Annotated in this window: 17 protein-coding genes; 10 read left to right on the forward strand and 7 right to left on the reverse strand. The window is 70.2% G+C overall.

Annotated elements, in window-relative coordinates:
• Nucleotides 1-9 precede the first annotated feature (9 nt).
• Nucleotides 10-1,455: an N-acetylglucosamine/diacetylchitobiose ABC transporter substrate-binding protein gene (ngcE, locus tag ACIRR8_RS21910; protein ID WP_404067266.1), complete on the reverse strand. Its 1,446-nt coding sequence runs from the start codon at nucleotides 1,453-1,455 to the stop codon at nucleotides 10-12.
• 506 nt (nucleotides 1,456-1,961) lie between these two features.
• On the opposite strand from ngcE, the gene ACIRR8_RS21915 reads away from it, so the two are divergent.
• Nucleotides 1,962-5,834, forward strand: a complete 3,873-nt coding sequence (locus tag ACIRR8_RS21915; protein ID WP_404067269.1) for a GH92 family glycosyl hydrolase — start codon at nucleotides 1,962-1,964, stop codon at nucleotides 5,832-5,834.
• 101 nt (nucleotides 5,835-5,935) lie between these two features.
• Here the strand turns inward: ACIRR8_RS21915 and ACIRR8_RS21920 are convergent, their stop codons facing one another.
• On the reverse strand, nucleotides 5,936-6,250 hold the full coding sequence (locus ACIRR8_RS21920; protein ID WP_404067272.1) for a cupin domain-containing protein: 315 nt from the start codon (nucleotides 6,248-6,250) through the stop codon (nucleotides 5,936-5,938).
• Nucleotides 6,251-6,373: 123 nt separating this feature from the next.
• Nucleotides 6,374-6,991 (reverse strand): histidine phosphatase family protein, encoded by a 618-nt coding sequence (locus ACIRR8_RS21925; protein ID WP_404067274.1) that lies wholly within the window; start codon nucleotides 6,989-6,991, stop codon nucleotides 6,374-6,376.
• Nucleotides 6,992-7,158: 167 nt separating this feature from the next.
• On the opposite strand from ACIRR8_RS21925, the gene ACIRR8_RS21930 reads away from it, so the two are divergent.
• Entirely contained in the window at nucleotides 7,159-7,770 is a 612-nt protein-coding gene (locus ACIRR8_RS21930; RefSeq protein WP_404067277.1) for a hypothetical protein, read from the forward strand.
• 77 nt (nucleotides 7,771-7,847) lie between these two features.
• On the opposite strand, the gene acnA is transcribed toward ACIRR8_RS21930, so the two are convergent.
• The 3 genes from acnA to ACIRR8_RS21945 all read right to left on the reverse strand — a co-directional run bounded on the left by acnA (nucleotide 7,848) and on the right by ACIRR8_RS21945 (nucleotide 14,306).
• Nucleotides 7,848-10,568 (reverse strand): aconitate hydratase AcnA, encoded by a 2,721-nt coding sequence (gene acnA, locus ACIRR8_RS21935; RefSeq protein ID WP_404067280.1) that lies wholly within the window; start codon nucleotides 10,566-10,568, stop codon nucleotides 7,848-7,850.
• Between the two features lie 222 nt (nucleotides 10,569-10,790).
• Complete coding sequence (locus tag ACIRR8_RS21940) at nucleotides 10,791-11,324, reverse strand: hypothetical protein (protein WP_404067282.1); 534 nt, start codon at nucleotides 11,322-11,324, stop codon at nucleotides 10,791-10,793.
• 192 nt (nucleotides 11,325-11,516) lie between these two features.
• Nucleotides 11,517-14,306 carry a hypothetical protein gene (locus tag ACIRR8_RS21945; protein ID WP_404067285.1) on the reverse strand — a complete coding sequence of 930 codons (2,790 nt, stop codon included), beginning with the start codon at nucleotides 14,304-14,306 and terminating at the stop codon, nucleotides 11,517-11,519.
• Nucleotides 14,307-14,505: 199 nt separating this feature from the next.
• Between ACIRR8_RS21945 and ACIRR8_RS21950 the strand changes: the two genes are divergently transcribed.
• The 3 genes from ACIRR8_RS21950 to ACIRR8_RS21960 all read left to right on the forward strand — a co-directional run bounded on the left by ACIRR8_RS21950 (nucleotide 14,506) and on the right by ACIRR8_RS21960 (nucleotide 17,339).
• A complete protein-coding gene (locus tag ACIRR8_RS21950; protein ID WP_404067608.1) occupies nucleotides 14,506-15,342 on the forward strand; it encodes an alpha/beta fold hydrolase in 837 nt (278 codons plus the stop codon).
• Nucleotides 15,343-15,460: 118 nt separating this feature from the next.
• Entirely contained in the window at nucleotides 15,461-15,658 is a 198-nt protein-coding gene (locus ACIRR8_RS21955; protein WP_404067288.1) for a DUF4236 domain-containing protein, read from the forward strand.
• A 151-nt stretch (nucleotides 15,659-15,809) separates the two neighbouring features.
• The gene (locus ACIRR8_RS21960; protein WP_404067291.1) at nucleotides 15,810-17,339 is read left to right on the forward strand and encodes a helix-turn-helix domain-containing protein; all 1,530 of its coding nucleotides are present in this window, start codon (nucleotides 15,810-15,812) and stop codon (nucleotides 17,337-17,339) included.
• Between the two features lie 142 nt (nucleotides 17,340-17,481).
• Here the strand turns inward: ACIRR8_RS21960 and ACIRR8_RS21965 are convergent, their stop codons facing one another.
• On the reverse strand, nucleotides 17,482-17,685 hold the full coding sequence (locus ACIRR8_RS21965; RefSeq protein WP_404067294.1) for a hypothetical protein: 204 nt from the start codon (nucleotides 17,683-17,685) through the stop codon (nucleotides 17,482-17,484).
• Between the two features lie 254 nt (nucleotides 17,686-17,939).
• Here ACIRR8_RS21965 and ACIRR8_RS21970 point away from each other — a divergent pair, with 254 nt between their 5' ends.
• The 5 genes from ACIRR8_RS21970 (at nucleotide 17,940) to ACIRR8_RS21990 (ending at nucleotide 23,750) form a co-directional block, all read left to right on the forward strand.
• Complete coding sequence (locus tag ACIRR8_RS21970) at nucleotides 17,940-18,935, forward strand: winged helix-turn-helix domain-containing protein (protein WP_404067297.1); 996 nt, start codon at nucleotides 17,940-17,942, stop codon at nucleotides 18,933-18,935.
• 133 nt (nucleotides 18,936-19,068) lie between these two features.
• The gene (locus ACIRR8_RS21975) at nucleotides 19,069-19,782 is read left to right on the forward strand and encodes a C39 family peptidase (RefSeq protein ID WP_404067300.1); all 714 of its coding nucleotides are present in this window, start codon (nucleotides 19,069-19,071) and stop codon (nucleotides 19,780-19,782) included.
• A gap of 92 nt (nucleotides 19,783-19,874) precedes the next feature.
• Complete coding sequence (locus ACIRR8_RS21980; protein ID WP_404067610.1) at nucleotides 19,875-20,864, forward strand: alpha/beta hydrolase; 990 nt, start codon at nucleotides 19,875-19,877, stop codon at nucleotides 20,862-20,864.
• A gap of 40 nt (nucleotides 20,865-20,904) precedes the next feature.
• A complete protein-coding gene (locus ACIRR8_RS21985) occupies nucleotides 20,905-22,014 on the forward strand; it encodes a DUF4185 domain-containing protein (RefSeq protein ID WP_404067303.1) in 1,110 nt (369 codons plus the stop codon).
• Between the two features lie 629 nt (nucleotides 22,015-22,643).
• Entirely contained in the window at nucleotides 22,644-23,750 is a 1,107-nt protein-coding gene (locus ACIRR8_RS21990) for a M23 family metallopeptidase (protein ID WP_404067306.1), read from the forward strand.
• The last annotated feature ends 360 nt before the right edge of the window (nucleotides 23,751-24,110 follow it).

Here is a 24,110-nt window from a genome sequence, read left to right on the forward strand (position 1 = left end):
GACGCGTGATCACGCGTGCTTGAAGTGCTTGATGGACTGGTCCTTGGCGGTCGCGTCGGCGAAGGCCTGGATCTTCTTGATGGTCTCGGCCGGGGTGGCGCGGCCGGCCATCATCTCGCCGAGCGCGGCGACGCCGATCTGCTCCTTCTGGAGCTTCACGTACCAGTCCTGCAGGCGCGGGTTGACCACATTGGTGCCCGCCTTCTCCAGGGCCGCGACACCGGACTTCAGGCCGTCGGAGAGCTCGATACCGTCGGTGCCGCCGTTGAAGGCGGAGAGCGACTTGGTGTTGGTGGTGAAGGACTTGGAGGAGGCTTCGCTGAGCATGATGCGCAGCTGCTCCATGCCGCCCGCCGGGTTCTTCGACTTGGACGGGACGATGAACGGCTCGCCGCCGGAGGCCCAGATGGTGCCGAAGGGCAGCTTGTCCGAGGAGTCGAGGGAGGAGGGGGCGCCCACGGACAGCTTGAAGTCCTTGGGGATGATCGCCGCTTCCTCGTTCTCGACCCAGGAGCCGTTCGGGATGAACAGCGCCTTGCCGCGGGCCCAGGCGCCCTGCGAACCGCGGTGGTCCAGGCCGGGAGTGCCCTTGAGGATGTAGCCCTTGGCGTAGAGCTCGTAGTACGCCTCGAAGGCGGCCTTGACCGCGGGGTGCTCCCAGGCCTTCGGCTCCAGGTTGTCGATGGCGTTGAGGACCTCGACGCCGCCGATCTTCCCGATGAACGGGTAGAGCGAGAACGGGATGTAGTAGGGGTGCTTGCCGGGGTAGGTCCAGCCGGCGATGCCCTGCTTCTTCGCCTTCGCGCAGAGGGCGAGCATGTCGTCCCAGGTCTCCGGGTACGTGGCGTCGAGCTTGTCCAGCGCGGTCTGGGAGTACCAGACGCCGTAGACCGTGTACGCGTAGTACATGATCCACACCGGGTCGCCGTCGAACTGGCCCATCTCGACGATGCCGGGCCGCAGGGTGTCGCGGACCGTCTTGGCCGGGTCGTCGATGGAGGGGGCGTCCAGCAGCGGGGTCAGGTCGGTGAGCTGCTTCTTGCCGACCAGGACGCCCATGTCCATCTGCTGGGCACCGGAGTTGTCGATCAGGTCCGGCGGGGTGCCACCGTTGAAGCGGGGCTGGAGGACCGACTGGATCTTCTGGGTCGCCGAGAACTTGACCTGCGCCTCGGGGTAGGTCTTCTTGTAGACGTCCCGGGCCTCCTCGGCGTACTTGGTGCCGAACCCGCCGTCGAAGATGACGATCTCCAGCGGGGCGCTGCCGTTGACGGCCAGCGGGTTCTTGTCGGTCTTCTCGCCCTTTTCGACCTTGTCGTCGGTGCCGCTGTCGCCGCTCGCGCAGGCGGACAGGAAGCTCATCGTCGGAACAGCGATCAGGCCGAGTGCGGCAGAACGCTTGATCAGGTCGCGACGGCCAAGGCCCTCATTGTTCTGAGCGGAGGTGGATCCCATGCTCAAGTCCTCGCCTTCTCCAGGACTCAGGCGGTGTACCGGTCACCCGTCGAAAATTCGCCTCAGGCGAAGGGCCCCGCCACCGCGGTCGGTTGCGCTTGGGTGGTGCAGATATGCAGATGTACCGGAGATCAAGAACCGGCGGATCGGGGGTGGTCGGGGAACCGTACCGCCGTGCGCGCACGACGCGCTCGCGGGCCGCCCCTCCTTCCCCTTCGCGCCTCCGTCGAAACGACTGCGCGGATGGCGACAGGTATAGTCCACTCGTCCCCAACTCAGCAAGATCGAATGCACGTTGGGACACCAGTCTTTCCCGAGTTGAGACCTCGCGGACTCCTCGGCACCGCGCGCCCTGCCCCAGGGGCGACTTTCCCCCCTTACGGCCGATTCGTGCTCGGTGCCTGCGGCAACACCCTTGACACGTCCTGTCACTTGCATCCCTACTGGACCTTGCATCCCGCTATGACAACGTTGTCCAAGCACGCTCCGGGGAGGAATGGCTCGGTATGCAGCCACCACGAGGTCTCCACCATGGCGCTGGGAAGGTCTTCAGCAGCGCCGCCCGTACGAGACGGAGCCGCACGGCCGCCGTCCTCGCGGCATCACTCGCCCTGGCCCTCGCGGCCCCTACGGCAGCCGTCGCCGGCCCGTCCGAGGTACCCCGGAAGCAGTCCGGCGAACGGACGTTCCGCTCCTCCTTCGAGGCGGACGAGAAGCAGCCGGACTGGCGCAACACGGCAGAGGAGGAGCCGGACGGGACCCCGCGCTCGTCGGGTGTCGACGGCGGCTTCTCCTCCGGCATACCGGGCAATGTCACCGACCGGGTGACCGATGTCCGCGCCAGCGCCGAGAACACCGCGGGCGGCGAGGTCAAGGAGAACCTGGTCGACGTCGAACCGGCCTCCAAGTGGCTGGCGTTCGCGACGACCGGCTGGGTCGAGTTCGACCTGGACGAGCCGGTGAAGGTGGTGAGTTACGCACTCACCTCCGCCAACGACCACGCCCCGCGCGACCCGAAGGACTGGACGCTCAAGGGCTCGGCGGACGGCAAGGAGTGGACCGACCTCGACACCCGTAAGGGCGAGAGGTTCGAGAAGCGGCACGAGACCAAGTCGTACGATTTCGCCTCCGACACCGCCTACCGGCACTTCCGGTTGGAGATCACCGCCAACAACGGCTCGTCGGACATCCTCCAGCTCGCCGACGTTCAGTTCTCGAACGGTGACACCTCCGCGCCCGTCCCCGACGAGATGCGCAGCCAGCCCGACCGCGGCCCCTCCGGCTCGCCGACCGCGAAGGCGGGCGCGGGATTCACCGGAAAGAAGGCACTGCGTTACGCCGGTACGCACAAGCCGGACGGCCGGGCGTACGCGTACAACAAGGTCTTCGACGTGAACACGGCCGTCACCAAGGACACCCAGCTCTCCTACCTCGTCTATCCGCAGATGGGCGAGACGGACCTCAACTACCCGGCCACGCACATCGCGGTGGACCTCGCCTTCACCGACGGCACGTACCTGAGCGAGCTGAAGGCCACCGACAGCCACGGCGGCCTGCTGACGCCGCAGGGCCAGGGAGACGCCAAGCGCCTCTACGTCAACCAGTGGAACAAGGTCGCCTCCCGCATCGGCACGGTCGCGGCGGGCAAGACGGTCGACCGGATCCTGGTGGCGTACGACTCCGCCAAGGGCCCGGCGAAGTTCCAGGGCTGGGTCGACGACATCGTGATCGAGCCGAAGAAACCGGAGAAGCGCAAGGCGCACCTGTCGGACTACGCGCTGACCACACGCGGCACCAACTCCTCCGGCGGCTACTCGCGCGGCAACAACATTCCGGCCACCGCCGTCCCGCACGGCTTCAACTTCTGGACGCCGGTGACCAACGCCGGTTCGCTGAGCTGGCTGTACGACTACCACCGGGGCAACAACGAGGACAACCTCCCCACGCTCCAGGCCTTCAGCGCCAGCCATGAGCCGAGCCCGTGGATGGGCGACCGGCAGACCTTCCAGGTGATGCCGTCGGCCGCCGCCGGAACGCCGGACGCCGCCCGTACGGCCCGCGCGCTGCCCTTCCGCCACGAGAACGAGGTCGCGAAGCCGCACTACTACGGCGTCACGTTCGAGAACGGTCTCAAGACCGAGATCGCGCCGACCGACCACGCGGCGCGGATGCGGTTCACCTATCCGGGCAAGGACGCCAGCCTGGTCTTCGACAACGTGTCGAACGCCGGCGGTCTGACCCTGGACCCGGAGAACCGCTCCTTCTCCGGCTACACGGACGTCAAGAGCGGCCTGTCCACCGGCGCGACCCGCATGTTCGTGTACGGCGTCTTCGACGCGCCGGTGACGGACAGCGGCAGGCTGAAGGGCGGGGGCGGCGACGACGTCACCGGCTTCTTCCGCTTCGACGCGGGCAAGGACCGCACGGTCAACCTGCGCCTGGCCACCTCGCTGATCGGCGTCGACCAGGCGAAGAAGAACCTGGCGATGGAGATCCCGGCGTCCACCTCCTTCGAGAAGGTGCAGCGCAAGGCGCAGTCGGCCTGGGACGACATCCTGCGGACGATCGAGGTCGAGGGCGCCAACGAGGACCAGCTGACCACGCTCTACTCCAGCCTCTACCGCCTCTACCTCTACCCGAACTCCGGCCACGAGAAGGTCGACGGGAAGAACAAGTACGCGAGCCCCTTCTCCAAGCCGACCGGCACGGACACTCCGACGCGGACCGGCGCGAAGATCGTCGACGGCAAGGTGTACGTCAACAACGGCTTCTGGGACACCTACCGAACGACCTGGCCCGCCTACTCCTTCTTCTCCCCGAAGAAGGCCGGCGAGCTGGTCGACGGTTTCGTGCAGCACTACAAGGACGGTGGCTGGACCTCCCGCTGGTCCTCCCCCGGCTACGCGGACCTGATGACCGGCACCAGCTCGGACGTGGCCTTCGCGGACGCGTACGTCAAGGGCGTGAAGTTCGACGCGGAGGCGGCGTACGACGCGGCGGTCAAGAACGCCACGGTGGCCCCGCCGTCCCCCGGCGTCGGCCGCAAGGGCATGGAGACCTCGGTCTTCACCGGTTACGCCAACACCGCCACGCACGAGGGCCTGTCCTGGTCGCTGGAGGGATACCTCAACGACTACGGCATCGCGCGCATGGGCGAGGAGCTCTACAAGAAGACGAAGAAGGCGCGGTACAAGGAGGAGTCGGCCTACTTCCTCAACCGGGCGCAGAAGTACGTCAAGCTCTTCGACGAGAAGGCGGGCTTCTTCCAGGGCAAGAAGCCGAACGGCGACTGGCGCCTCCCCTCGGACAGTTACGACCCCCGCGTCTGGGGCTACGACTACACCGAGACCAACGGCTGGGGCTACGCCTTCACCGCCCCGCAGGACAGCCGGGGCCTGGCCAACCTGTACGGCGGCCGCGCCGGGCTCGGCAAGAAGCTGGACACGTACTTCTCGACGCCGGAGACGGCGGGCCCGGAGTTCGTCGGCAGCTACGGCGGGGTCATCCACGAGATGACCGAGGCGCGTGACGTACGGATGGGCCAGTACGGCCACAGCAACCAGGTCGCCCACCACGCCACGTACATGTACAACGCGGCCTCGCAGCCGTACAAGACGCAGGAGAAGGTCCGCGAGGTGCTGGGCCGCCTGTACGTCGGCAGCGAGATCGGGCAGGGCATCCACGGCGACGAGGACAACGGCGAGCAGTCGGCCTGGTACCTCTTCTCCGCGCTCGGCTTCTACCCGCTGGTGATGGGCAGCGGGGAGTACGCGATCGGCTCGCCGCTCTTCAAGAAGGTCACCGTCCGCATGGACAACGGCCGCAAGCTGACCGTCAAGGCGCCGAAGAACAGCGACACGAACATCTACGTGCAGGGCGTGAAGGTCAACGGCAAGAAGTGGACCTCCACCGCGCTCCCGCACGAGGTGCTGGCCAAGGGCGGCACGCTGGAGTTCGACATGGGCCCGAAGCCGTCGGCCTGGGGCACGGGCAAGGACGCGGCGCCGGTCTCGATCCAGCAGGACGACAAGGCCCCGGCGCCGAAGGGCGATGTGCTGATGGGCGACGGCGCGCTGTTCGACAACACCTCGGCCACCTCGGCGGAGGCGGAGTCGGTCGAACTGCCGGTGGCCGCGTCCACCAAGGCGCTCCAGTACACGCTGACGTCGGCCGCGGCGGACAAGGCGCCGAAGGGGTGGACGCTCCAGGGCTCGTCGGACGGGAAGAGCTGGAAGGACCTGGACCGCCGCTCGGGCCAGTCCTTCGCCTGGGACAAGCAGACCCGGGCCTTCTCGGTGGACAAGCCGGGCTCGTACACGAAGTACCGGCTGGTGCTGACGGGTTCGGCGACGCTCGCGGAGGTGGAGCTGCTCTCCTGAGCGTGACGCGGTGAGCGCGGGCGGCCGGTACCCCGGAGGGCGGGGTGCCGGCCGCCGGCGTGTTCGCGCCCGGTCACTCGGTGGGGGCTGCCCGCCGTCGGTCAGCCGGCGGAGGCGCGCTCCTCGTCGGTCTTGATCTCGATCTCGACGAAGGACAGCCACGCGTCACCGGTGTTCACGACGTCGTGCTCGCCACCGGCCGGGCGGGCGTAGGAGACACCGGCGCGCAGGGCGGACTCGGTGACCGTTCCGTCGGCGGTGAACGCGCTGATGGTGCCGTCGACGACCGGGACGACGACGTAGTCGAAGGCGTGGCGGTGGTGGCCGGTGCGGGTGCCGGGCTCGAAGTCCCAGCGGGTGACCCGTACCCGCTCGTCCTCGTGCTGGAGGGTGGCGCGGGCGGTGGTATCGGTCATGGCGGTGTCGGCTCCTGGCTGGTCACGGATGGTCGTCGGGCCTCTTCAGGGTCGCTCAGGGGGACCGGGGGCCTTCGGAGGGGGTTCCAGTGGGCTTTCGCGGGGCTTTCGGGAGGCCCCGGGTCACTCCGGTCGGAGGCTCTCGGGCAGCGCCACGTTGAGCGCGGCGACGACCGGCCGGCCGTGTTCGGTGCCGAGCCGGGAGACGGCGCCGGTGGCGAGCTGGAAGAGGCGGCCCTCGGCCGGGGTCAGTCCGAGGTAGCGGGCGGTGAGGACGCGCAGGAAGTGCGAGTGGGCGACGAGCGCGATGTCCGCGCTCCCGATCCCCTCTGCGGCCGACCGGACGCCCGCGAGCACCTGGTCGGCGCGCTGCCCGACGTCGGCGGGGCTCTCGCCCGGATGCTCGTCGGAGCCGGGGTCGACGCCGTCGGTCCAGAGGTTCCAGAAGGGGCGGGTGCGGCGGATCGCCGGGGTGGTGATGCCCTCGTAGCCGCCGTAGTCCCACTCCCGCAGCTCGGGGGTGACGCGCGGGGCGTGCAGCCCGGCCAGCTCGGCGGTGCGGCGGGCCCGGATCGAGGGGCTGACGAGGGTGAGGCCGATGTTCCGGTCGGCGAGCAGCGGGACGAGGGCGCGGGCCTGGCGCTCGCCGGTGGCGGTCAGGGGGAGGTCGGTCCAGCTCGTGTGCTGCCCGGAACGGGACCACTCGGTCTCGCCGTGGCGGATGAGGATCAGCTCGCCCATGATGGTCCGTTCGCTTTCTGTACGGAGTGCTGTTCTGTACCGAGTGCTGGTTCTGTACGGAGGGCCGGTGGCGCGGGTGGGGCCGGTGTGGCGCGTGGCGACGGTCGCGTCTCCGGGGCCACGTACCGTAAGGCCCTCACCTGATCGACTTCCCGTGGGGGGACCGCATGTCCGACAACTTCCCGCCTCCGCCGCCCGAACAGCCGCAGCCGGAACGCCCGCTTCCGGCGGTGCGGCCTTCGCCCTGGGCGGCTCCCGCCGCACCGCCGGGCAAGCAGCGTACGGGGCTGATCGTGTCGCTCGTCGTGGGCGGTGGGCTCGTCGTGGCGGGAGCGGTGGTGGCGCTCGTCTACGCGGCGATGTCCTCGGTCCAGGATTCCATCGCGCTGCCGCCGCGGTCGCAGACGCCCTACTCGGAGCCGTACGAGGAGGAGCGGCCGTACGAGGAGGAGCCGTACGCCGAGGAGCCCAGCGCGACCGAACCCGACGCGAAGAAGGACGTCACGATCACCGCGTGCACGCGCGATCCGCAGATCGGCTGGCAGTCGGCGAAGGTGAAGGTCGTGAACGGCACGTCCACGACGGCGAGCTACACCATCACGATGGAGTTCCTCGACGAGGACGGCGTCGTGGTCGCGGAAGGCGGGGCGGGCGTGGTCGGCCTGGAGCCCGGCGGGAGCGCTGTGAAAAAGGCGCAGGGCCTCGGTGAGGTGCCGCCCGGCACCACCTGCCGGATCAGCGACGTCTGGCGCACCCCGTCGGACCGGAGCGAGAGCTGAGGCCACGGCGGCGAGACGGCGCGAGGGCCGCGCCCCGGGATTTTGGGGCGCGGCCCTCGCGTCGTACCGCTCGCTGATCAGCTGCGGATCAGGCTGCGGAGCACGTACTGCAGGATGCCGCCGTTGCGGTAGTAGTCCGCCTCGCCGGGGGTGTCGATGCGGACGACCGCGTCGAACTCCACACCGGTGTCGGTGGTCACCTTGACCGTGCGCGGGGTGGTGCCGTTGTTCAGCTCGGTGACGCCGGTGAAGGAGAAGGCCTCCTCGCCGGTGAGGCCGAGGGTCTCGGCGTTCTGGCCCTCCGGGTACTGGAGCGGGAGGACGCCCATGCCGATGAGGTTGGAGCGGTGGATGCGCTCGTAGGACTCGGCGATGACGGCCTTGACGCCGAGGAGCGCGGTGCCCTTGGCGGCCCAGTCGCGGGACGAGCCGGAGCCGTACTCCTTGCCCGCGAGGATCGCGAGCGGCGTGCCGGCGGCCTGGTAGTTCTGCGAGGCGTCGTAGATGAACGACACCGGGCCGTCGGCCTGGGTGAAGTCGCGGGTGTAGCCGCCCTCGGTGCCCGGCGCGATCTGGTTGCGCAGGCGGATGTTGGCGAACGTGCCGCGGATCATGACCTCGTGGTTGCCACGGCGCGAGCCGTAGGAGTTGAAGTCACGGCGCTCGATGCCGTGCTCCGTGAGGTACTTGCCGGCCGGGGTGTCGGCCTTGATGGCGCCGGCCGGGGAGATGTGGTCGGTGGTGACCGAGTCGCCGAGCTTGGCGAGGACGCGGGCGCCGGCGATGTCCTCGACCGGGGTCGTCTCCATCGTCATGCCCTCGAAGTACGGGGGCTTGCGCACGTAGGTGGACTCGGCATCCCACTCGAAGGTGTTGCCGGTCGGGATCGGCAGCGCCTGCCACTGGGCGTCACCCGCGAAGACGTCCTGGTAGGACTTGTTGAACATGTCCTCGCCGATGGCGTTCGCCACGACGTCGTTGACCTCGGCCTCGGTCGGCCAGATGTCGGTCAGGAAGACCGGCTTGCCGTCCTGGTCGGTGCCGAGGGCGTCCTTGGTGATGTCGACCTTCATCGAACCGGCGATGGCGTACGCGACGACCAGCGGCGGCGACGCCAGGTAGTTCATCTTGACGTCGGGGTTGATCCGGCCCTCGAAGTTGCGGTTGCCGGAGAGGACCGACGTGACCGCGAGGTCGTTGTCGTTGACGGCCTTGGAGACCTCGTCCGGCAGCGGGCCGGAGTTGCCGATGCAGGTGGTGCAGCCGTAGCCGACGAGGTTGAAGCCGACCTTGTCGAGGTACGGGGTCAGGCCCGCCTTGTCGAAGTAGTCGGTGACGACCTTCGAGCCCGGGGCGAGGGTGGTCTTGACCCACGGCTTGCGGGTCAGGCCCTTCTCGACCGCCTTCTTCGCCACGAGCGCGGCGGCGACCATGACGTACGGGTTCGAGGTGTTGGTGCAGGAGGTGATCGCGGCGACCGTGACGGCGCCGTGGTCGATCTCGTACGTCGAGCCGTCGGGGGCCGTGACGGTGGTCGGGTTCGACGGGATGCCGTTGGAGACGGCCGGGGCGTCGGAGGCCGGGAACGACTCCTTGCCCGCCTCGTCGACACCGGTGTCGGAGACGTAGTTGCGCACGTCCGAGGCGAACTGCTGCGCGGCGTTGGCGAGGACGATGCGGTCCTGCGGGCGCTTCGGGCCGGCGATGGAGGGGACGACCGTGGAGAGGTCGAGCTCCAGCTTCTCGGAGAAGTCCGGCTCGGCGGCCGGGTCCAGCCAGAGGCCCTGCTCCTTGGCGTACGCCTCGACGAGGGCGACCTGCTGGGCGTCGCGGCCGGTCAGGCGCAGGTAGTTCAGCGTCTCGTCATCGATCGGGAAGATCGCCGCGGTGGAACCGAACTCCGGCGACATGTTGCCGATGGTGGCGCGGTTGGCCAGCGAGGTGGCGGCGACGCCCTCACCGTAGAACTCGACGAACTTGCCGACGACGCCGTGCTTGCGGAGCATCTCGGTGATCGTCAGCACGAGGTCGGTGGCGGTGGTGCCGGGGGTCAGCTCACCGGTCAGCTTGAAGCCGACGACGCGCGGGATGAGCATGGAGACCGGCTGGCCGAGCATCGCGGCCTCGGCCTCGATGCCGCCGACGCCCCAGCCGAGCACGCCGAGGCCGTTGACCATGGTGGTGTGCGAGTCGGTGCCGACGAGGGTGTCGGGGTAGGCCTGGCCACCCCGGACCATGACCGTGCGCGCCAGGTGCTCGATGTTCACCTGGTGGACGATGCCGGTGCCCGGCGGGACGACCTTGAACTCGTCGAAGGCGGTCTGGCCCCAGCGCAGGAACTGGTAACGCTCCTTGTTGCGGCCGTACTCCAGCTCGACGTTCTGCGCGAACGCGTCGTTGGTGCCGAACTTGTCGGCGATGACCGAGTGGTCGATGACCAGCTCGGCCGGGGCCAGCGGGTTGATCTTCGCCGGGTCGCCGCCCAGCTCCTTCACGGCCTCACGCATGGTGGCGAGGTCCACGACACACGGCACGCCGGTGAAGTCCTGCATGATCACGCGGGCCGGCGTGAACTGGATCTCCTGGCTGGGCTGCGCCTGGGAGTCCCAGCCGCCGATGGCCCGGATGTGGTCGGCGGTGATGTTCGCGCCGTCCTCGGTACGGAGCAGGTTCTCCAGCAGGACCTTCAGGCTGTACGGCAGGCGCGCGGAGCCCTCTACCTTGTCCAGCTTGAAGATCTCGTACGACTCGTCGCCCACGCGCAGCGTGCTGCGGGCGTCGAAGCTGTTCGCCGACACGACAGTCTCCTTCTTCAATGTGCGCGTCTACCGCGCCGCGCCTCATTGGCAGCGGGCGCCGCGTTGTGCCGCCTACGGCCCCGACCATCCGCTAAGGTAAGGCTTAGTTAGGTATGCCTTACCGGGCGGCGGCCGCGGTGCGCCTCGGCAGATATCTCGATGTCGAGATAACTCTAGTACATAGCCGCCGCTCGGTCATGCCCAGGTGCCCTCCGACCGCTCCTACCCGCGCCGCCGGACGCGATGCCGGCGGTGGTAGGAGAGCGTGACGGCCGCGGTGAGCGGGCCCCAGAGGAACAGCGGCTGGTAGAGGATGCCGACGAACAGGTTCCCGGTGGCGGTCAGGTCCGCGTGCGGGTACGTCCACCAGAAGGGGACGGCTGCCCAGGTCAGGGTCAGAACCGCGGCGCCGAGGGCGGCGGGGACGACGGCGGCCAGGGGGCGGACCCTCCGCCCGCCGAGCAGCGGGATCCAGTGCGGTACGACCTCGCCCCACGGGCGGACCAGGCCGAGGGTCAGCAGGGCGACCAGCTCGCCGGCCACGCTGAGGGCCAGCATCCAGACCTTGGCGTCGACCGTCGAGAAGGGCTCGAAGCCCGCCTCCGTGTAGCCGGCGGGGTGGCCGAGCACCAGGGCGATGCGCCACAGCCCGGTCGGCAGGACCACGAGTGCGGTGAGGTGCGCGGCCAGGACCGCCCACCGGGGCGGGGGCGCTACGGGGGCGCCGCGGACTCCTTGTAAGGGCATGCGGCTCATCCTGGCCGCCGTGCCGGTGACGCTCATCAGCCTGTGCGGCGGAGCTCATGGGACTGCGGTACGAGCCGGTACGCGACGGGGTCGGCCGGGCGGAGGAGGCACGGTCGTCCCAGGGCGGGCGGAACGGGCCCGGAAAGCGGTCCGGCCCTCCGCAGAGTCGCGGAGGGGCCGGACGCGGTACAACGGTCGGTACTACGGCGCGTCGCGGACCGTGCCCTCGAAGGGCGGGCCCAGCGGCTCGTCGTCGCTGTCCTTGACCTCGAAGCGGACGTACTCGGCCGGCTCCTTCAGCTGGTCACGGACGGTCGGGACGGTCAGGTCGGTGAACTTCCGGCCCGCCTCGATCACCGTCCACAGAACGTTGTAGTCGATGTCCGAGAGCGGGACAGCCGGGTTCGGGATCTTCTCCACGTGCTGGGAGAGCCATTCCTGGTCGACGTCGGCCGTGGAGAGCTCCGGGCGGCCGTCGGGGACGGGGCCCAGTTGGGCCGTGGCCCAGATCTCGACGTCCGCCTCCTCCGAGAGCGAGATCCGCCAGGTCAGCGACTCCCCCTCGGTGACGTCGTCGGCCACCGGCTTCATGCTCATCTTCGGCATCGGGTCGTCGTTCTCGGCGATGACACCGCCGGAGTCAGCGCCGACGACCGTTCCCCGGACCGCCTTGACGGCGACCCCGTGGGTCTTGTCCCAGGCGTAGCGCTTGTTGCCCTCGACCTTCACCGTGACCTTGATCCCGGCGGTGCCGGGGCCGACCGCGACCAGGCGGCCGGTCGACCTGCCGGTCTTCGGGTCGTCGACGTACAGCCGGACCGCGCCCGCGTTCTTGCCGGTGGTGCGGACGGGCACCTGGTACGTACGGAAGCCCGAGTCGCCTTCCTTGACCGTGAGGCGGCCGATGTCGACGCGGGCGAGCGCGGCGGCCCGCACCGCCGGTGTGCCGGGCTTCCACGACCAGGCGTCCATCAGCCACGCCTTGCCGGAGGACGACTTCGGCGTCAGCTCCAGGGAGGCGATCGCGCCGAGGTTCAGCTTGGCGCGGACTGCTGCGGTCAGCGGGACGCGCACCTCCTGCGCCCAGTACGAGGTGGTGCGGTCGGTGCCCGGCAGCCCGTCGATCCGTACGCCGCCCAGCTTGGCCCGCTTGCCCTTGGCGTCCTTGACGTGGACGTCGAAGCGGGTGCCGCTGGTGTTCGGCGGTACGGCGACGCGCAGCGCGAGACTGCTGGCGCCCTTGACCGAGACCGGCTTCTTGGGCGTGACACGGGCGATGGTGCCCGGCTTCTTCCAGTTCAGCGCGACCGCGCGGCGGCCGGCCTCGTGCTCGGGGCCCCAGTGCGCGAAGTGCGGCGAGGAGCCGGGGTCCGTCTCGCCCAGGCAGGCGGTACGGCCGGGGGCGATGGCGTCGCACAGCCTGGCGCCGGTCACCTTCGGCGTGCCCCGCAGGTCGTCGGGGAGGAAGCCGGTGCCACGGTTGCCGCCGACCGCGTGGGTCAGCACCCGGGCGGGGTCGGCGGAGGGGGCGCGGCGGCCTGTGCCGTCGACGAGCTGGCGTACGCGGTCGTCGCCGCCGACGAACAGCCGTGCGGCGGCGGCGATGTAGGTCGCGCCCGCCTGGTGCTGCTGGTCGGCCGAGAGACGGCCGGCGGCGCCGGGCGAGCAGAGCGGGTCACGCGCCTCGGGGTCGTCCCAGAAGTCGTCGTCGGCCGGGGCCTGGGCCTGGCCGGGCGTCCACTCGGTGTTGAAGTAGTTGTGGTTGGCGCCGATCATGTAGACCGAGCTGTGCAGGGCCTTGCCACGGCTGACACCTCGGGTGCCGTCCGTGAAGACCTGGCCCTGGAGGTCGGAGACGTCACCGTCGCAGCCGGGCAGGATCGTGAGCGAGGGGACGTCCGGCACCGGGTTCTGGCCGAAGATGGTGGGGCCGATGTGGACCGTGCCACGGATGTTCCAGCGGGCCTTGGAGCGGTAGCCGTCCTGGGCGGCCGGCGGGCTGTACAGACTGTCCATCACCGCGCGGTTGACACCCTCGCCGCCGCGCGAGTGGCCGACGAGCAGCACCTTGGACAGGTCGGCCTTCGGGGCCTTGCGTACGACGGCGGGCGCGGAGGCGGGCTTGGCGGCCCAGTCGGCCCAGCGGCCGAGGTGGTTGCGGACCAGCGAGGAGCGGGCCTGCGCGCCGGCGTCAGCGGCTTCCCAGTCCTGGCCGTTGATGCCGTTGGCGGAGATCGAGACCGTCACGTACCCCTGGGAGGCCAGCAGCTTCTGGTCCCGCAGATAGCCGCGGTGGCTGGGGATCGGCTTGCTGCCCTTGGCGCAGGGCCAGTCGCCGGAGACCTCCTCGTCCTGGCCGGGGACGTAACAGGTGGCGTGGCGGCCGTGCAGGAAGAGGACCACGGGCCGCTTGCCGGCGGCCTTCTTCGGGGCGACCACGACACCGCGCATCTCGACCGGTGCGGGGAAGCCCGGGAGCTTCACGGAGGCGAGGCTGTACTCGCCTGTGGTGGTGGCGTACGTGCCGGGCTTGCCCGGGTCGACGGTCCCCGCGGGGAGCTTGGGCGGGAGCTTCGGGGCCGGCGGCTCGGCCCGGCGGCTCGTGCCCGCGTCCGGCGCCTCGTCGAGCCGGCGCCCGGCTGCCTGGACCTGGAGGTTCTCCAGGTCGGCGGTGCGGACCTCGTCGAGCGGGAGCCGGAAGGTCCGGCCGTCGTCCTGCGGTTCGGGTACGCCCACGAGTGCGTCGTCGGAGCGGAACTCCACGCGGGCGTCGCCCATGGGGACCGGTTCGGGCGCGCGCCACTCCAGGTGGTCGCGCCCGTTCTCACCGGCGATGCGCCAGCCGGGCGGCAGCGTCTGCCGGTCGGCGGGTGTCGCGGTGACGCCGGGTATCTCCGGCGGCGCGGGGGCGGCGTGAGCTCCCGTCGGCGCCACCCCCGCCACCGTCAGCACCGCTATCGCGGTGGCCCATGCTCTCCGGCCACGTATCAAAGCTCCTCCTCAACCCTGGTGGTCCGCCCGCCCGTTCCGGTGGTCTGTTCCGGATCGAACGCGCTCTCGGACATCCAGACGGGGTGGCGAACCTGCGGGTTGCCTCCGCGCGCCGAGTGATCGGCGGACCGCTGTCGGAGGCGGTCGGTAGGGTCGTACGGAAGGAGAGTCCGGCGCGGTGGAGGGGTGGTGGGCCGCGGTGCGGGTCAGGGAGAGCGAGGTGCGGCCGGCGGACGGCCGCACGCTCCATGTGTACGACACCGGCGGCGACGGGCTCGCTGTCTTCTGGCATCACGGCACACCGAACATCGGCTCACCGCCCGCGCCGCTCTTCGCCGCCGCCGAGAAGCTGTCCATCCGCTGGGTGGCGTACGACCGTCCCGGTTACGGCGGTTCGTCGCCGCTCCCCGGCCGCGACGTGGCCTCGGCCGCCGCCGACGCGCGGGCGGTCGCCGACGCGCTCGGCCTCGACCGGTTCGCCGTCCTCGGCCACTCCGGCGGCGGCCCGCACGCGCTGGCCTGTGCGGCACTGCTGCCCGACCGGGTCCTCGGGGTGGTGACGGCCGCCGGACTCGCGCCGTACGGCGCGGAGGGGCTCGACTGGTTCGCGGGCATGGTGCCGTCCTCCGCCGCGTCGCTGCGGGCGGCCGCGGAGGGGCGTGCGGCGAAGGAGGCGTACGAGGCGTCCGCGGGGTACGACCCGGAGATGTTCACCGAGGCCGACCATGAGGCGCTGGCCGGTGACTGGTCCTGGTTCGACCAGGTCGTGGGGCCCGCGCTGGAGGCGGGGCCGGACGGTCTGATCACCGACGACCTGGCGTACGTGGCGCCCTGGGGCTTCGACCCCGTACGCATCACCGCGCCGCTGCTCCTGCTCCACGGCGGCCAGGACCGGATCGCGCCCGCCGCCCACAGCCGGTGGCTCGCGGAGCGCTGCCCGACGGCCGAACTGCGGGTGCGGCCGGCGGACGGGCACATCTCGGTGCTCGACGCGGGCGCGGAGGCCCTGGAGTGGCTGGCGGATCGGCGCGGCTGAACGGCGGGCAGGCGATGCGCCGAGGGCCGAACCTCCCCTGAGGGCAAGGTATTTGTTCGATCGCAGGCATACCCTCACCGCGCCGGGACACCCGGAGTCGTGACACGAGGAGGCCACCATGGCGATCACCTTCCGCAAGAGTTTCCAGATCCTTCCCGGGGTACGGCTGAACATCAACCGCCGTTCCTGGTCGATCACCACCGGCGGCGGACGCGGCCCGCGGCGCACGGTGAGCAGCACCGGCCGGCGCACCACGTCCATGGACCTGCCGGGCCCGTTCGGCTGGCGGAAGACGACCCGCCGGCGCAGCGGCTGACCGGGTCCTGCCACCCCGTGCGGACGCACATCCCGCGCCGCCCGTCCCCGGACGGGGCACGATGGCGGCGCGGGCAACCGTTTGCACTCCCGTCACTCGAACGGCACACCTCCACTCCAGCCTCATCTCATATCTGAGATAGCCTGCCGCCATGTCAGACGACTACCTCGCACGCATCGGCAAGCTCATCCGTGACGCCCGGCAGCACCGGGGCTGGACACAGACGCAGCTGGCCGAGGCGCTCGGTACGAGCCAGAGCGCCGTCAACCGCATCGAGCGCGGCAACCAGAACATCAGCCTTGAGATGATCGCCCGCATCGGTGAAGCCCTCGACAGCGAGATCGTGTCGCTCGGTTACTCCGGGCCCATGCACCTGAGGGTCGTCGGCGGCCGCCGGCTCTCCGGCGCCATCGACGTCAAGACCAGCAAGAACGCCTGTGTGGCGCTGCTGTGCGCCTCGCTGCTCAACAAGGGCCGCACGGTCCTGCGGCGGGTCGCCAGGATCGAGGAGGTGTTCCGGCTCCTGGAGGTGCTGAACTCCATCGGGGTGCGCACCCGCTGGGTCAACGACGGCGTGGACCTGGAGATCGTGCCGCCCGCGCAGCTGGAGATGGCGGCGATCGACGCCGACGCCGCGCGCCGCACCCGCTCCATCATCATGTTCCTGGGCCCGCTGCTGCACCGGATGGAGCAGTTCACCCTGCCGTACGCGGGCGGCTGCGACCTGGGTACGCGCACGATCGAGCCGCACATGATCGCGCTGCGCCGGTTCGGCCTGGAGATCGCCGCGACGGAGGGGCTGTACCACGCGCAGGTGGACCGCTCGGTCTCCCCCGGCCGCCCCATCGTGCTGACCGAGCGCGGCGACACCGTGACCGAGAACGCGCTGCTGGCCGCCGCCCGCCACGACGGCACGACGGTCATCCGCAACGCCTCCTCCAACTACATGGTCCAGGACCTGTGCTTCTTCCTGGAGGCGCTGGGCGTACGGGTCGACGGCATCGGTACGACGACGCTCACCGTGCACGGGGTCCCGCAGATCGACGTGGACGTGGACTACTCGCCCTCCGAGGACCCGGTCGAGGCGATGAGCCTGCTGGCCGCCGCCGTGGTGACCGAGTCCGAACTCACCATCCGCCGGGTGCCGATCGAGTTCCTGGAGATCGAGCTGGCGGTCCTGGAGGAGATGGGCGTCGACTGCGACCGGACCCCGGAGTACGCGGCCGACAACGCCCGCACCCGGCTGGTGGACCTGACGGTCCGGCCCTCCAAGCTGGAGGCGCCGATCGACAAGATCCACCCGATGCCGTTCCCTGGCCTCAACATCGACAACGTGCCGTTCTTCGCCGCCATCGCGGCCTCCGCGCACGGCCAGACCCTGATCCACGACTGGGTCTACGACAACCGCGCGATCTACCTCACCGACCTCAACCGCCTCGGCGGCCGCCTCCAGCTCCTCGACCCGCACCGGGTCCTGGTCGAAGGCCCCACCCGCTGGCGCGCCGCCGAGATGATGTGCCCGCCCGCCCTGCGGCCCGCCGTGGTGGTGCTGCTGGCGATGATGGCGGCCGAAGGCACCTCCGTACTGCGCAACGTCTATGTCATCAACCGGGGGTACGAGGAGCTGGCGGAGCGGCTCAACTCGGTGGGGGCGCAGATCGAGATCTTCCGGGACATCTGATACGACGATGCCGCCGCACCCCGCCTGACCTGCCATTTAGCGGGTCAGGGAGGGGTGCGGCGGCATGTCTGGGACTTCTCTGGGACTTTGGGCCTGCGCCGGGCTACGAGCCACGCTCCACGGGCCCGGCGGACGGTCGCGGCTACGCGAAGATCGCGTCGATGGCGGCGCTTCCCCATGCGCCGGCGCGCGGCAGGAAGGGGGAGTACTTCCGCAGCGTGAACCCGGGGTCGGAGTGCCCCAGCCGACGCGCCAGGGAGACGACCGACTCGCCGGCCTCCAGCTCCTCGGAGGCGAAGAAGTGGCGCAGGGCGTGGAAGCCGTGTTCCCGGGACGGCTCCCACACGCGAGCACCGTCTGCGCTTTCCGCGACCCCGGCGACACCCCTCGCGCCTCCCCGGCCTTTACCGCCGCCCTCCCGCAACGACCAACGGCGAAGCGGAACGAACTCACTGCAGATGTCCAGGAGTTGGCGTGGAAGTACCATGACAACACGATCCGTCGATCAAGATCGTTCGAAGGCGTGGTCTCAGGTCTTGGAGAGGCTCCATCGCGTGTCTCTCCGGCCGGATGCCGTCCCCTGTCTCCGGTGGAGTGCTGATGCTGCGGATCCACTTCACGCCCGAGGACCTGACACGGATCAAGGTGGCACGGGGACCGGACTTCCTGTGGGAGATCACCAACAGCGTGCAGACGCTTCAACGCGGCGACGGGGAGAGCGTGTTCGGGGAGTGGCGGCGGTGGGCCCGGCCGCGGCTGCCGGAGAGCCGGCGCCTGCTCTCCCCGCTGCTGCCGGCCTTCGGCTACTCCCCGGACTTCCTCACGCCCGTCTCGGGTGACCGCAGCACCCTGCGGACCGCCGTCGACACCCTGCTCGGAACGGAGCGTCCCCGGCTGCGGGCCGAACTCTCCCGGCTGGGCCGTTCGCGGCGGCTACCGGGCTGGACACGCGCGCTCGCCGAGGGGGACAGGGAGATGCTGGGAAGGCTCGGCGAGGCGCTCCACGCCTATCAGGCGCAGGCGCTCGTACCGCACTGGCACCAGGTGTGCGCGGACATCGACGCCGACCGGGCCCGACGGATGCAGAGCCTGATGGACGGCGGCACCGAGGAACTGCTGCTGGGTCTGGGGCCAGGCGTTCGATGGCGTCCACCGGTGCTGGAGGTGGACTACCCGGTCAACCAGCAGTTGCACCTGCGGGGGCGGGGGCTCCTGCTCCAGCCCTCGTTCTTCTGCTGGCCGGCACCGACCACGCTTGCGGATGCGGAGCTGTCGCCCGTCCTGGTCCACCCGATCCGCCACTCGCCCGACTGGGTCACCTCCTCGGCCGGGCGGAGTGACCACGACGGCCTCGGGCAACTCCTCGGCCGGACCCGGGCGGCACTGCTGCGTGCGACCCGGAGCGGATGCTCCACCGTGGAGGCCGCCCGGCTGCTCCAGGTGACGCACCCAGCGGTCAGCCAGCACGCGAAGGTGTTGCGGGTGGCGGGCCTGATCACGACCGTCCGTACGGCCGGACGAGCCTTCCACGTCGCGACGGCTGAGGGGCGCGCCCTTCTGGCCGCCGAGCACAGCGGCCGCCACGAGCCCATGTAAGCCTGTGCTTACAGGACTTGTGCGGCTTCGCGCGAGGCCGCCACGCTGTCTCCCACCGGCGTACCTGCCCCGGGCGGGCCCCACAACATCTCCCCCGCCCCCGCCGCGTCGCCCCCTCCCCACAGGAGACCCCATGCGCACGAGACTCCTCTCCGGCACGGTCGCCGCTCTCACCCTCGGTGCACTGTTGCTGCCCGCCACGGCCCGGGCGAGCACCGCGACACCCGTCCCGGTGGTGGACGTCCGGGCACAGGCCACCAGCGCCGGCACCGCCGTTGCCTCCGGGCTCGGTGAGCCGGGCACCCGGCTGCGCGTCGAGGCCGGACGCTCCAGCAGCGCGCGCTGGCTGGAGATCGCCTACCAGGTCCAGCAGACCGGCTACTGGTGCGGTCCCGCCGCGACCCGCATCGCGCTCTCCGCCCGCACCGCCCCGCCGAGCCAGGCCGATCTGGCCGCGCAGTTGGGCACCACTCAGGCGGGCACGGACCACATCGGGCAGATCACCCGGGTCCTCAACGCCCGTCTGGGTGGCGGCTGGTACGAGACGAAGGAGATGCCGAACGACCCGCCCACCCAGGCGCAGCGTGACCTCCTGTGGCACGACATCCTCTTCGACATCGACCGGAACTACCCCTTGGTGGCCAACATCGTCGCCCCACCGGGCAACCAGCCACCCGGCTACCCGCCCGGCCAGACGATCTACCACTACTTCACCGTCTTCGGCTACGACGCGGTGGACCGCACGGTGCTCGTCGCCGACCCCGCCTCCTTCGGCGGCAACCAGATCTACTGGCTCTCCTTCGACCAGCTGGCCACCCTGATCCCGCCGAAGGGCTATTCCGCCTGATGCCGCCGAAGACCGTTCCGCCTGATCCTGCGGAACGGTCCCTCGCGCCGCCCCGCGGACCTGTCGACCACTTCCCGACCCCGGAGGTCATGTTGAGCACCGCCCACCCCAGCCGCCGAGGTGTGATGAAGGCCGCCGCCTCACTCACCGCGATGACCGCCCTCGGCACCGCGAGCCTCCTGGCCTCGGCGTCCGCCGCCCACGCCGCCGGAGACGGGTTCGGTCTGCGCATCGTGGACCGCAACGAGTCCGACGCCCGGATGCGCTACTTCCGCTTCGCCACCTCCGCCATCGGCTGGAACCCCGGTGTCAACGTCCTCCTCCCGGACGGCTACCACACCTCCGGCCGCAGGTACCCGGTCCTCTACCTGTTCCACGGGGGCGGCACCGGGCAGGACTTCATCACCTTCGACCGGATGGGCATCCGCGCCTGGACCGCCGGGAAGCCGCTCATCGTCGTGATGCCGGACGGCGGGGCCGCCGGCTGGTACTCCAACCCGGTCCACTCCAACACCGGTCCCCGCAACTGGGAGACCTTCCACATCGCCCAGCTGCTGCCGTGGGTCGACGCCAACTTCCGTACGTACGCCGAATACAACGGCCGGGCCGTCTCCGGGTTCTCCATGGGCGGCTTCGGCGCACTGAAGTACGCGGCCAAGTACTACGGCCACTTCGCCTCGGTCAGCTCCCACTCCGGCCCCGCCAGCCTGCGCCGCGACGCGGGCCTCGTCACCCACTGGGCCAACCTCTCCTCGGCGGCCGTGGAACTGGGCGGGGGGACGGTTTACGGCGCACCGCTGTGGAACGAGGCCCGCGTCAGCGCCGACAACCCGGTGCAGCGGGTGGAGAGCTACCGCAACAAGCGGGTCTTCCTGGTCGCGGGGACCAGCCCCGACCCGGTCAACTGGTTCGACACCGTCAACGAGACCCAGGTTCTGGCCGGGCAGCGGGAGTTCAGAGGACGCCTCGGAGCGGCCGGTATCCCCCACGAGTGGCACGAGGTGCCGGGCGGGCACTTCGTACGCTCCGACCTCTTCCGCCGCGACCTGGACGGAATCATCGCCCGCCTCCGTAAAGCCTGACCCACCACCCCTTCCGTCCGCCCGACCAAGGGAGCCCGCCATGCAGAGGCCGCGTCCGCTCAGCCCGGTCCCGTACGAGGACGGCGGTGGCGGTGGCCCCAGCCGGCGAACGCTGCTCCGATCGGCGGCGGCCGGCGGGCTCGCCCTGGCGGCCCTGGGCGCCGGCGGTTCCGCGGCGGCGGCTGCCCCGGGCGTCACCGGTGCGAAGGTGCGCGACCTCACCGGGCCCGCGCAGACGGGGCGGTTCGCCGCTCCCTGGACGGACCTCGGCATTCCGGTCCGATGCCCCGACGGATCGGTGCTCCTCGTCTGCGGCGACACCTTCGACGGCGGGGGCGTCGGCGGACCGGACTGGCGCTCGCCCGTGGGGCTGCGGTCCTCGAACGCGGTCCCGGGGGCGCTCCTGGTCGACAGCGCGGTGGGGGGAACCCGCGCCGTCGGCCTGGTCCCGGAAGGCCACACCGGGGGCACCACCGCCATCCCGTCCGACGTGTTCACCGTGGGCCCCACGATGTACATGCACCTGATGCGCGGGGTGATCTACCGCACCCACCACACGGACTTCTGGCGCTCCGACGACAACGGCGCCACCTGGCACTACCTCTGCCAGTGGCCCGGCGACCAGTACGGCGGACAATTCCAGCAGAAGACCTACGCGGTCGCCGACGACGGCTACTGCTACGTGCTGTCCACCGCCTTCAACCGGGAGGTGACATCCGCCCTGCTGCTCCACCGGGTCCCGCAGGACGCCCTGGGCAACCCCGCGGCCTACCAGCCCTGGGGGTACGCGAGCGGACGCTGGGCCTGGGGCAATCCGCCGACCTCGGTGACCGCGGCCCGCCGCTGGGGCGAGATCTGCTTCCGGGCGATGGATGGCCGGTACGTACTCAGCTGGCTGAACATGAGCCCCCTGGACATCCGGGCCCAGGTGTTCGCCCTGCCCACCTCGAACCTGTTCACCACACCGGAGCGGACCACGATCACCCCGACCGTCCCCGGCCGGGAGACCGGAAACGCCGTCGCCAGCCCGTACGGCGGATTCATCGTCCCCGGCTCGACCGTCTCCGACCTCCACCTCACCGTGAGCCAGTGGTACGACAACCGGAACTACCGGGTGATGCTGTACCGGGTGAACGGCATGACCGGCTGAACCGCTCGCGTTGGTCACCCCAAAAGCCTTATGAGAAGTGGCTGACAACGGCGCCGGGGAACATCGGTACAGCGGATATCGGTGAGAACGATCATGGGCGTCCAGCACAGTGGTCCACTTCGCCGCTGAGGTTCGGGAAAACGCCCACGAGGCCCGGTCCGGGGCTGGCAACGGTCCGGCTCGTGCCGGTGGAATTCTTTTCCTCGCCCACTGCGAGCTGCGAAAAGTCGCCCTCAGCGTCTGCGCACGCGACTTCGGCTCCCCATCCGTCCATGAACACGCCTGCATCCTCCGAACTACGGTGATGAAACCTCCGGCAGCACAAGTCGCGTACGCGGCGGGCTCTGGCGAACGGTCACGCCCCTCGCCCCACATGAGCAGTCGGCGGTACGGCACCCGCCCCCGCCCGGCCGGGCGCCGAACTCCGCCTGCCCTGCGCCGGGCGTACAGCCAGTTTTCGCCATCATCGCCGCTCTGTCCGTACCGACAGCAGGCGCACGCGCTAGGCTACGCGCATAGATTTTGACCGGGCCATGACATTTTATGGATACGCGCCCCGTAGAGCGTGGTGGTAATCCACCGCACCCTCGCCCCTGCCTGCCCCGTCGCATCAGAAAGGGACACCGCTCATGCACTTCAAGTTCTCCGCAAGAACCGCCCTCGCCGCCCTCGCCACATGTGGGCTGCTCGTCACCGCGCCCTCGGCGACAGCCGCCGTCCGTGACGCGGCTCCCGTAACGCCCTCCGCGGGGATGGCAAGTGAGGAGCGGTCAGCTTCGACCGGTGTCACCGTGAAGCTGTCACCAGCGGTGGTGAGCAGCCTGGGCGACGGTCGGCAGGCACTGCTGGACACCGTTTCCGCAGACGTTCTCTCCCGGTCCCACGACGGCAAGGGACTCGCACCGCAGGTCGCCGTGCGCAAACTCGGTAGTGAGGGCCGCAAGGTCGTCGTCGATGTCCGCACCGCCTCGCGCGACTGGGCCAGGGGCGTCGCCTACGTCGAAGCGCCCCGCACACATCACGGCGAGCCGGAGGGCTGGCTCTTCCTCGCCCGCCACAAGGACGGACAGTGGGTCTCCGGCCTCGAAGGCGACCGTGCGTTCGCCGAGCACCTGGCGAAGTCACCGCTGGTCGGAAGGGCGGAGCGGCAGACCATGACCGCGTACGCGCAGCGCGAGGCCACGCCTGGGACCCGGTCGTCGGCAGGGGTCGCCGCGGCCAACACCAACGGGCTGCTGCTGCCCTGGATGCCCGACTACTACATGACCCTGACCGGTGGCGCCCACTCCCATACCGGTTCGACGGGGTACTGGAGCAGCCTCGACTTCGCGGGAGGCAACGCGAGCGGGCGGGTCCGCTCCTCGCGGGAGGGAACGGCGACCTCGATGTGCGGCGCGGGGGGCGGTTGGACCAGGGTGATCCACCCGGGCGGCTTCTCGACGGACTACTACCACATGTTCAACACCACCTACTACAACGGGACGCAGATCGGCAGCAGCGCACTGCTCGGCACCATCGGTACGGACACCTGCGCCGGCGGCTCCGCGACCGGAGCCCACGTGCACTGGAGCCTGCGCACCTACGACGCCAACTACAACGGCCAGTACACCTGGCTCCACGGCCGCACCGTCGGGGGCTGGGCCTGGTGGAACGGCGCGAGCCAATACAACGGATGCGCCACCCGCGCGGGCCAGACGGCCTGCCCCGGCACCGCCATCTACAACCGCACCGGCTGACCCGCTCGCGCGGGCGCGTGACCGCTCCCGCCACGGGGCGCGCAGCCCCGTGGCGCGGGTTCGCACCGTCGGCTGCTGACCGGTGCTGCCGCAGGATTTTCGAATGAGATGACTTCTAAGAAGCCACCCTTCCGCAAGGTATCGGCCGAGCGCCAGTCACTCGACTTCCAGCCTCCACCGGCCGCGCTGGAAACGAGGTCGTTCGACGCACCCGTACTTCCGTACAGAGCCGGAAGACGCCCGTCAGCATGGGGAGTGCCCTGGGACTCTTCCGGGACTTCCGGCCCCATCAAGCAGCACGAACGCGACAAAGCCGAAAGGCCATTCGCGCAGGTCAGCGACATTGACCGCTCATCGCGA

Origin of the sequence: Streptomyces sp. NPDC101178 (assembly GCF_044767965.1) — a bacterium.
Classification (GTDB): Bacteria; Actinomycetota; Actinomycetes; order Streptomycetales; family Streptomycetaceae; genus Streptomyces.

Excerpts from the sequence above, each read along its gene's own strand:
- ACIRR8_RS21915 (WP_404067269.1), top strand. The coding sequence starts at position 1,962 with ATGCAGCCACCACGAGGTCTCCACCATGGCGCTGGGAAGGTCTTCAGC.
- ACIRR8_RS21920 (WP_404067272.1), bottom strand. The coding sequence starts at position 6,250 with ATGACCGATACCACCGCCCGCGCCACCCTCCAGCACGAGGACGAGCGG.
- ACIRR8_RS21930 (WP_404067277.1), top strand. The coding sequence starts at position 7,159 with ATGTCCGACAACTTCCCGCCTCCGCCGCCCGAACAGCCGCAGCCGGAA.
- ACIRR8_RS21970 (WP_404067297.1), top strand. The coding sequence starts at position 17,940 with ATGCTGCGGATCCACTTCACGCCCGAGGACCTGACACGGATCAAGGTG.
- ACIRR8_RS21955 (WP_404067288.1), top strand. The coding sequence starts at position 15,461 with ATGGCGATCACCTTCCGCAAGAGTTTCCAGATCCTTCCCGGGGTACGG.
- ACIRR8_RS21985 (WP_404067303.1), top strand. The coding sequence starts at position 20,905 with ATGCAGAGGCCGCGTCCGCTCAGCCCGGTCCCGTACGAGGACGGCGGT.
- ACIRR8_RS21975 (WP_404067300.1), top strand. The coding sequence starts at position 19,069 with ATGCGCACGAGACTCCTCTCCGGCACGGTCGCCGCTCTCACCCTCGGT.
- ACIRR8_RS21940 (WP_404067282.1), bottom strand. The coding sequence starts at position 11,324 with ATGAGCCGCATGCCCTTACAAGGAGTCCGCGGCGCCCCCGTAGCGCCC.
- ngcE (WP_404067266.1), bottom strand. The coding sequence starts at position 1,455 with ATGGGATCCACCTCCGCTCAGAACAATGAGGGCCTTGGCCGTCGCGAC.
- ACIRR8_RS21990 (WP_404067306.1), top strand. The coding sequence starts at position 22,644 with ATGCACTTCAAGTTCTCCGCAAGAACCGCCCTCGCCGCCCTCGCCACA.
- ACIRR8_RS21960 (WP_404067291.1), top strand. The coding sequence starts at position 15,810 with ATGTCAGACGACTACCTCGCACGCATCGGCAAGCTCATCCGTGACGCC.
- ACIRR8_RS21925 (WP_404067274.1), bottom strand. The coding sequence starts at position 6,991 with ATGGGCGAGCTGATCCTCATCCGCCACGGCGAGACCGAGTGGTCCCGT.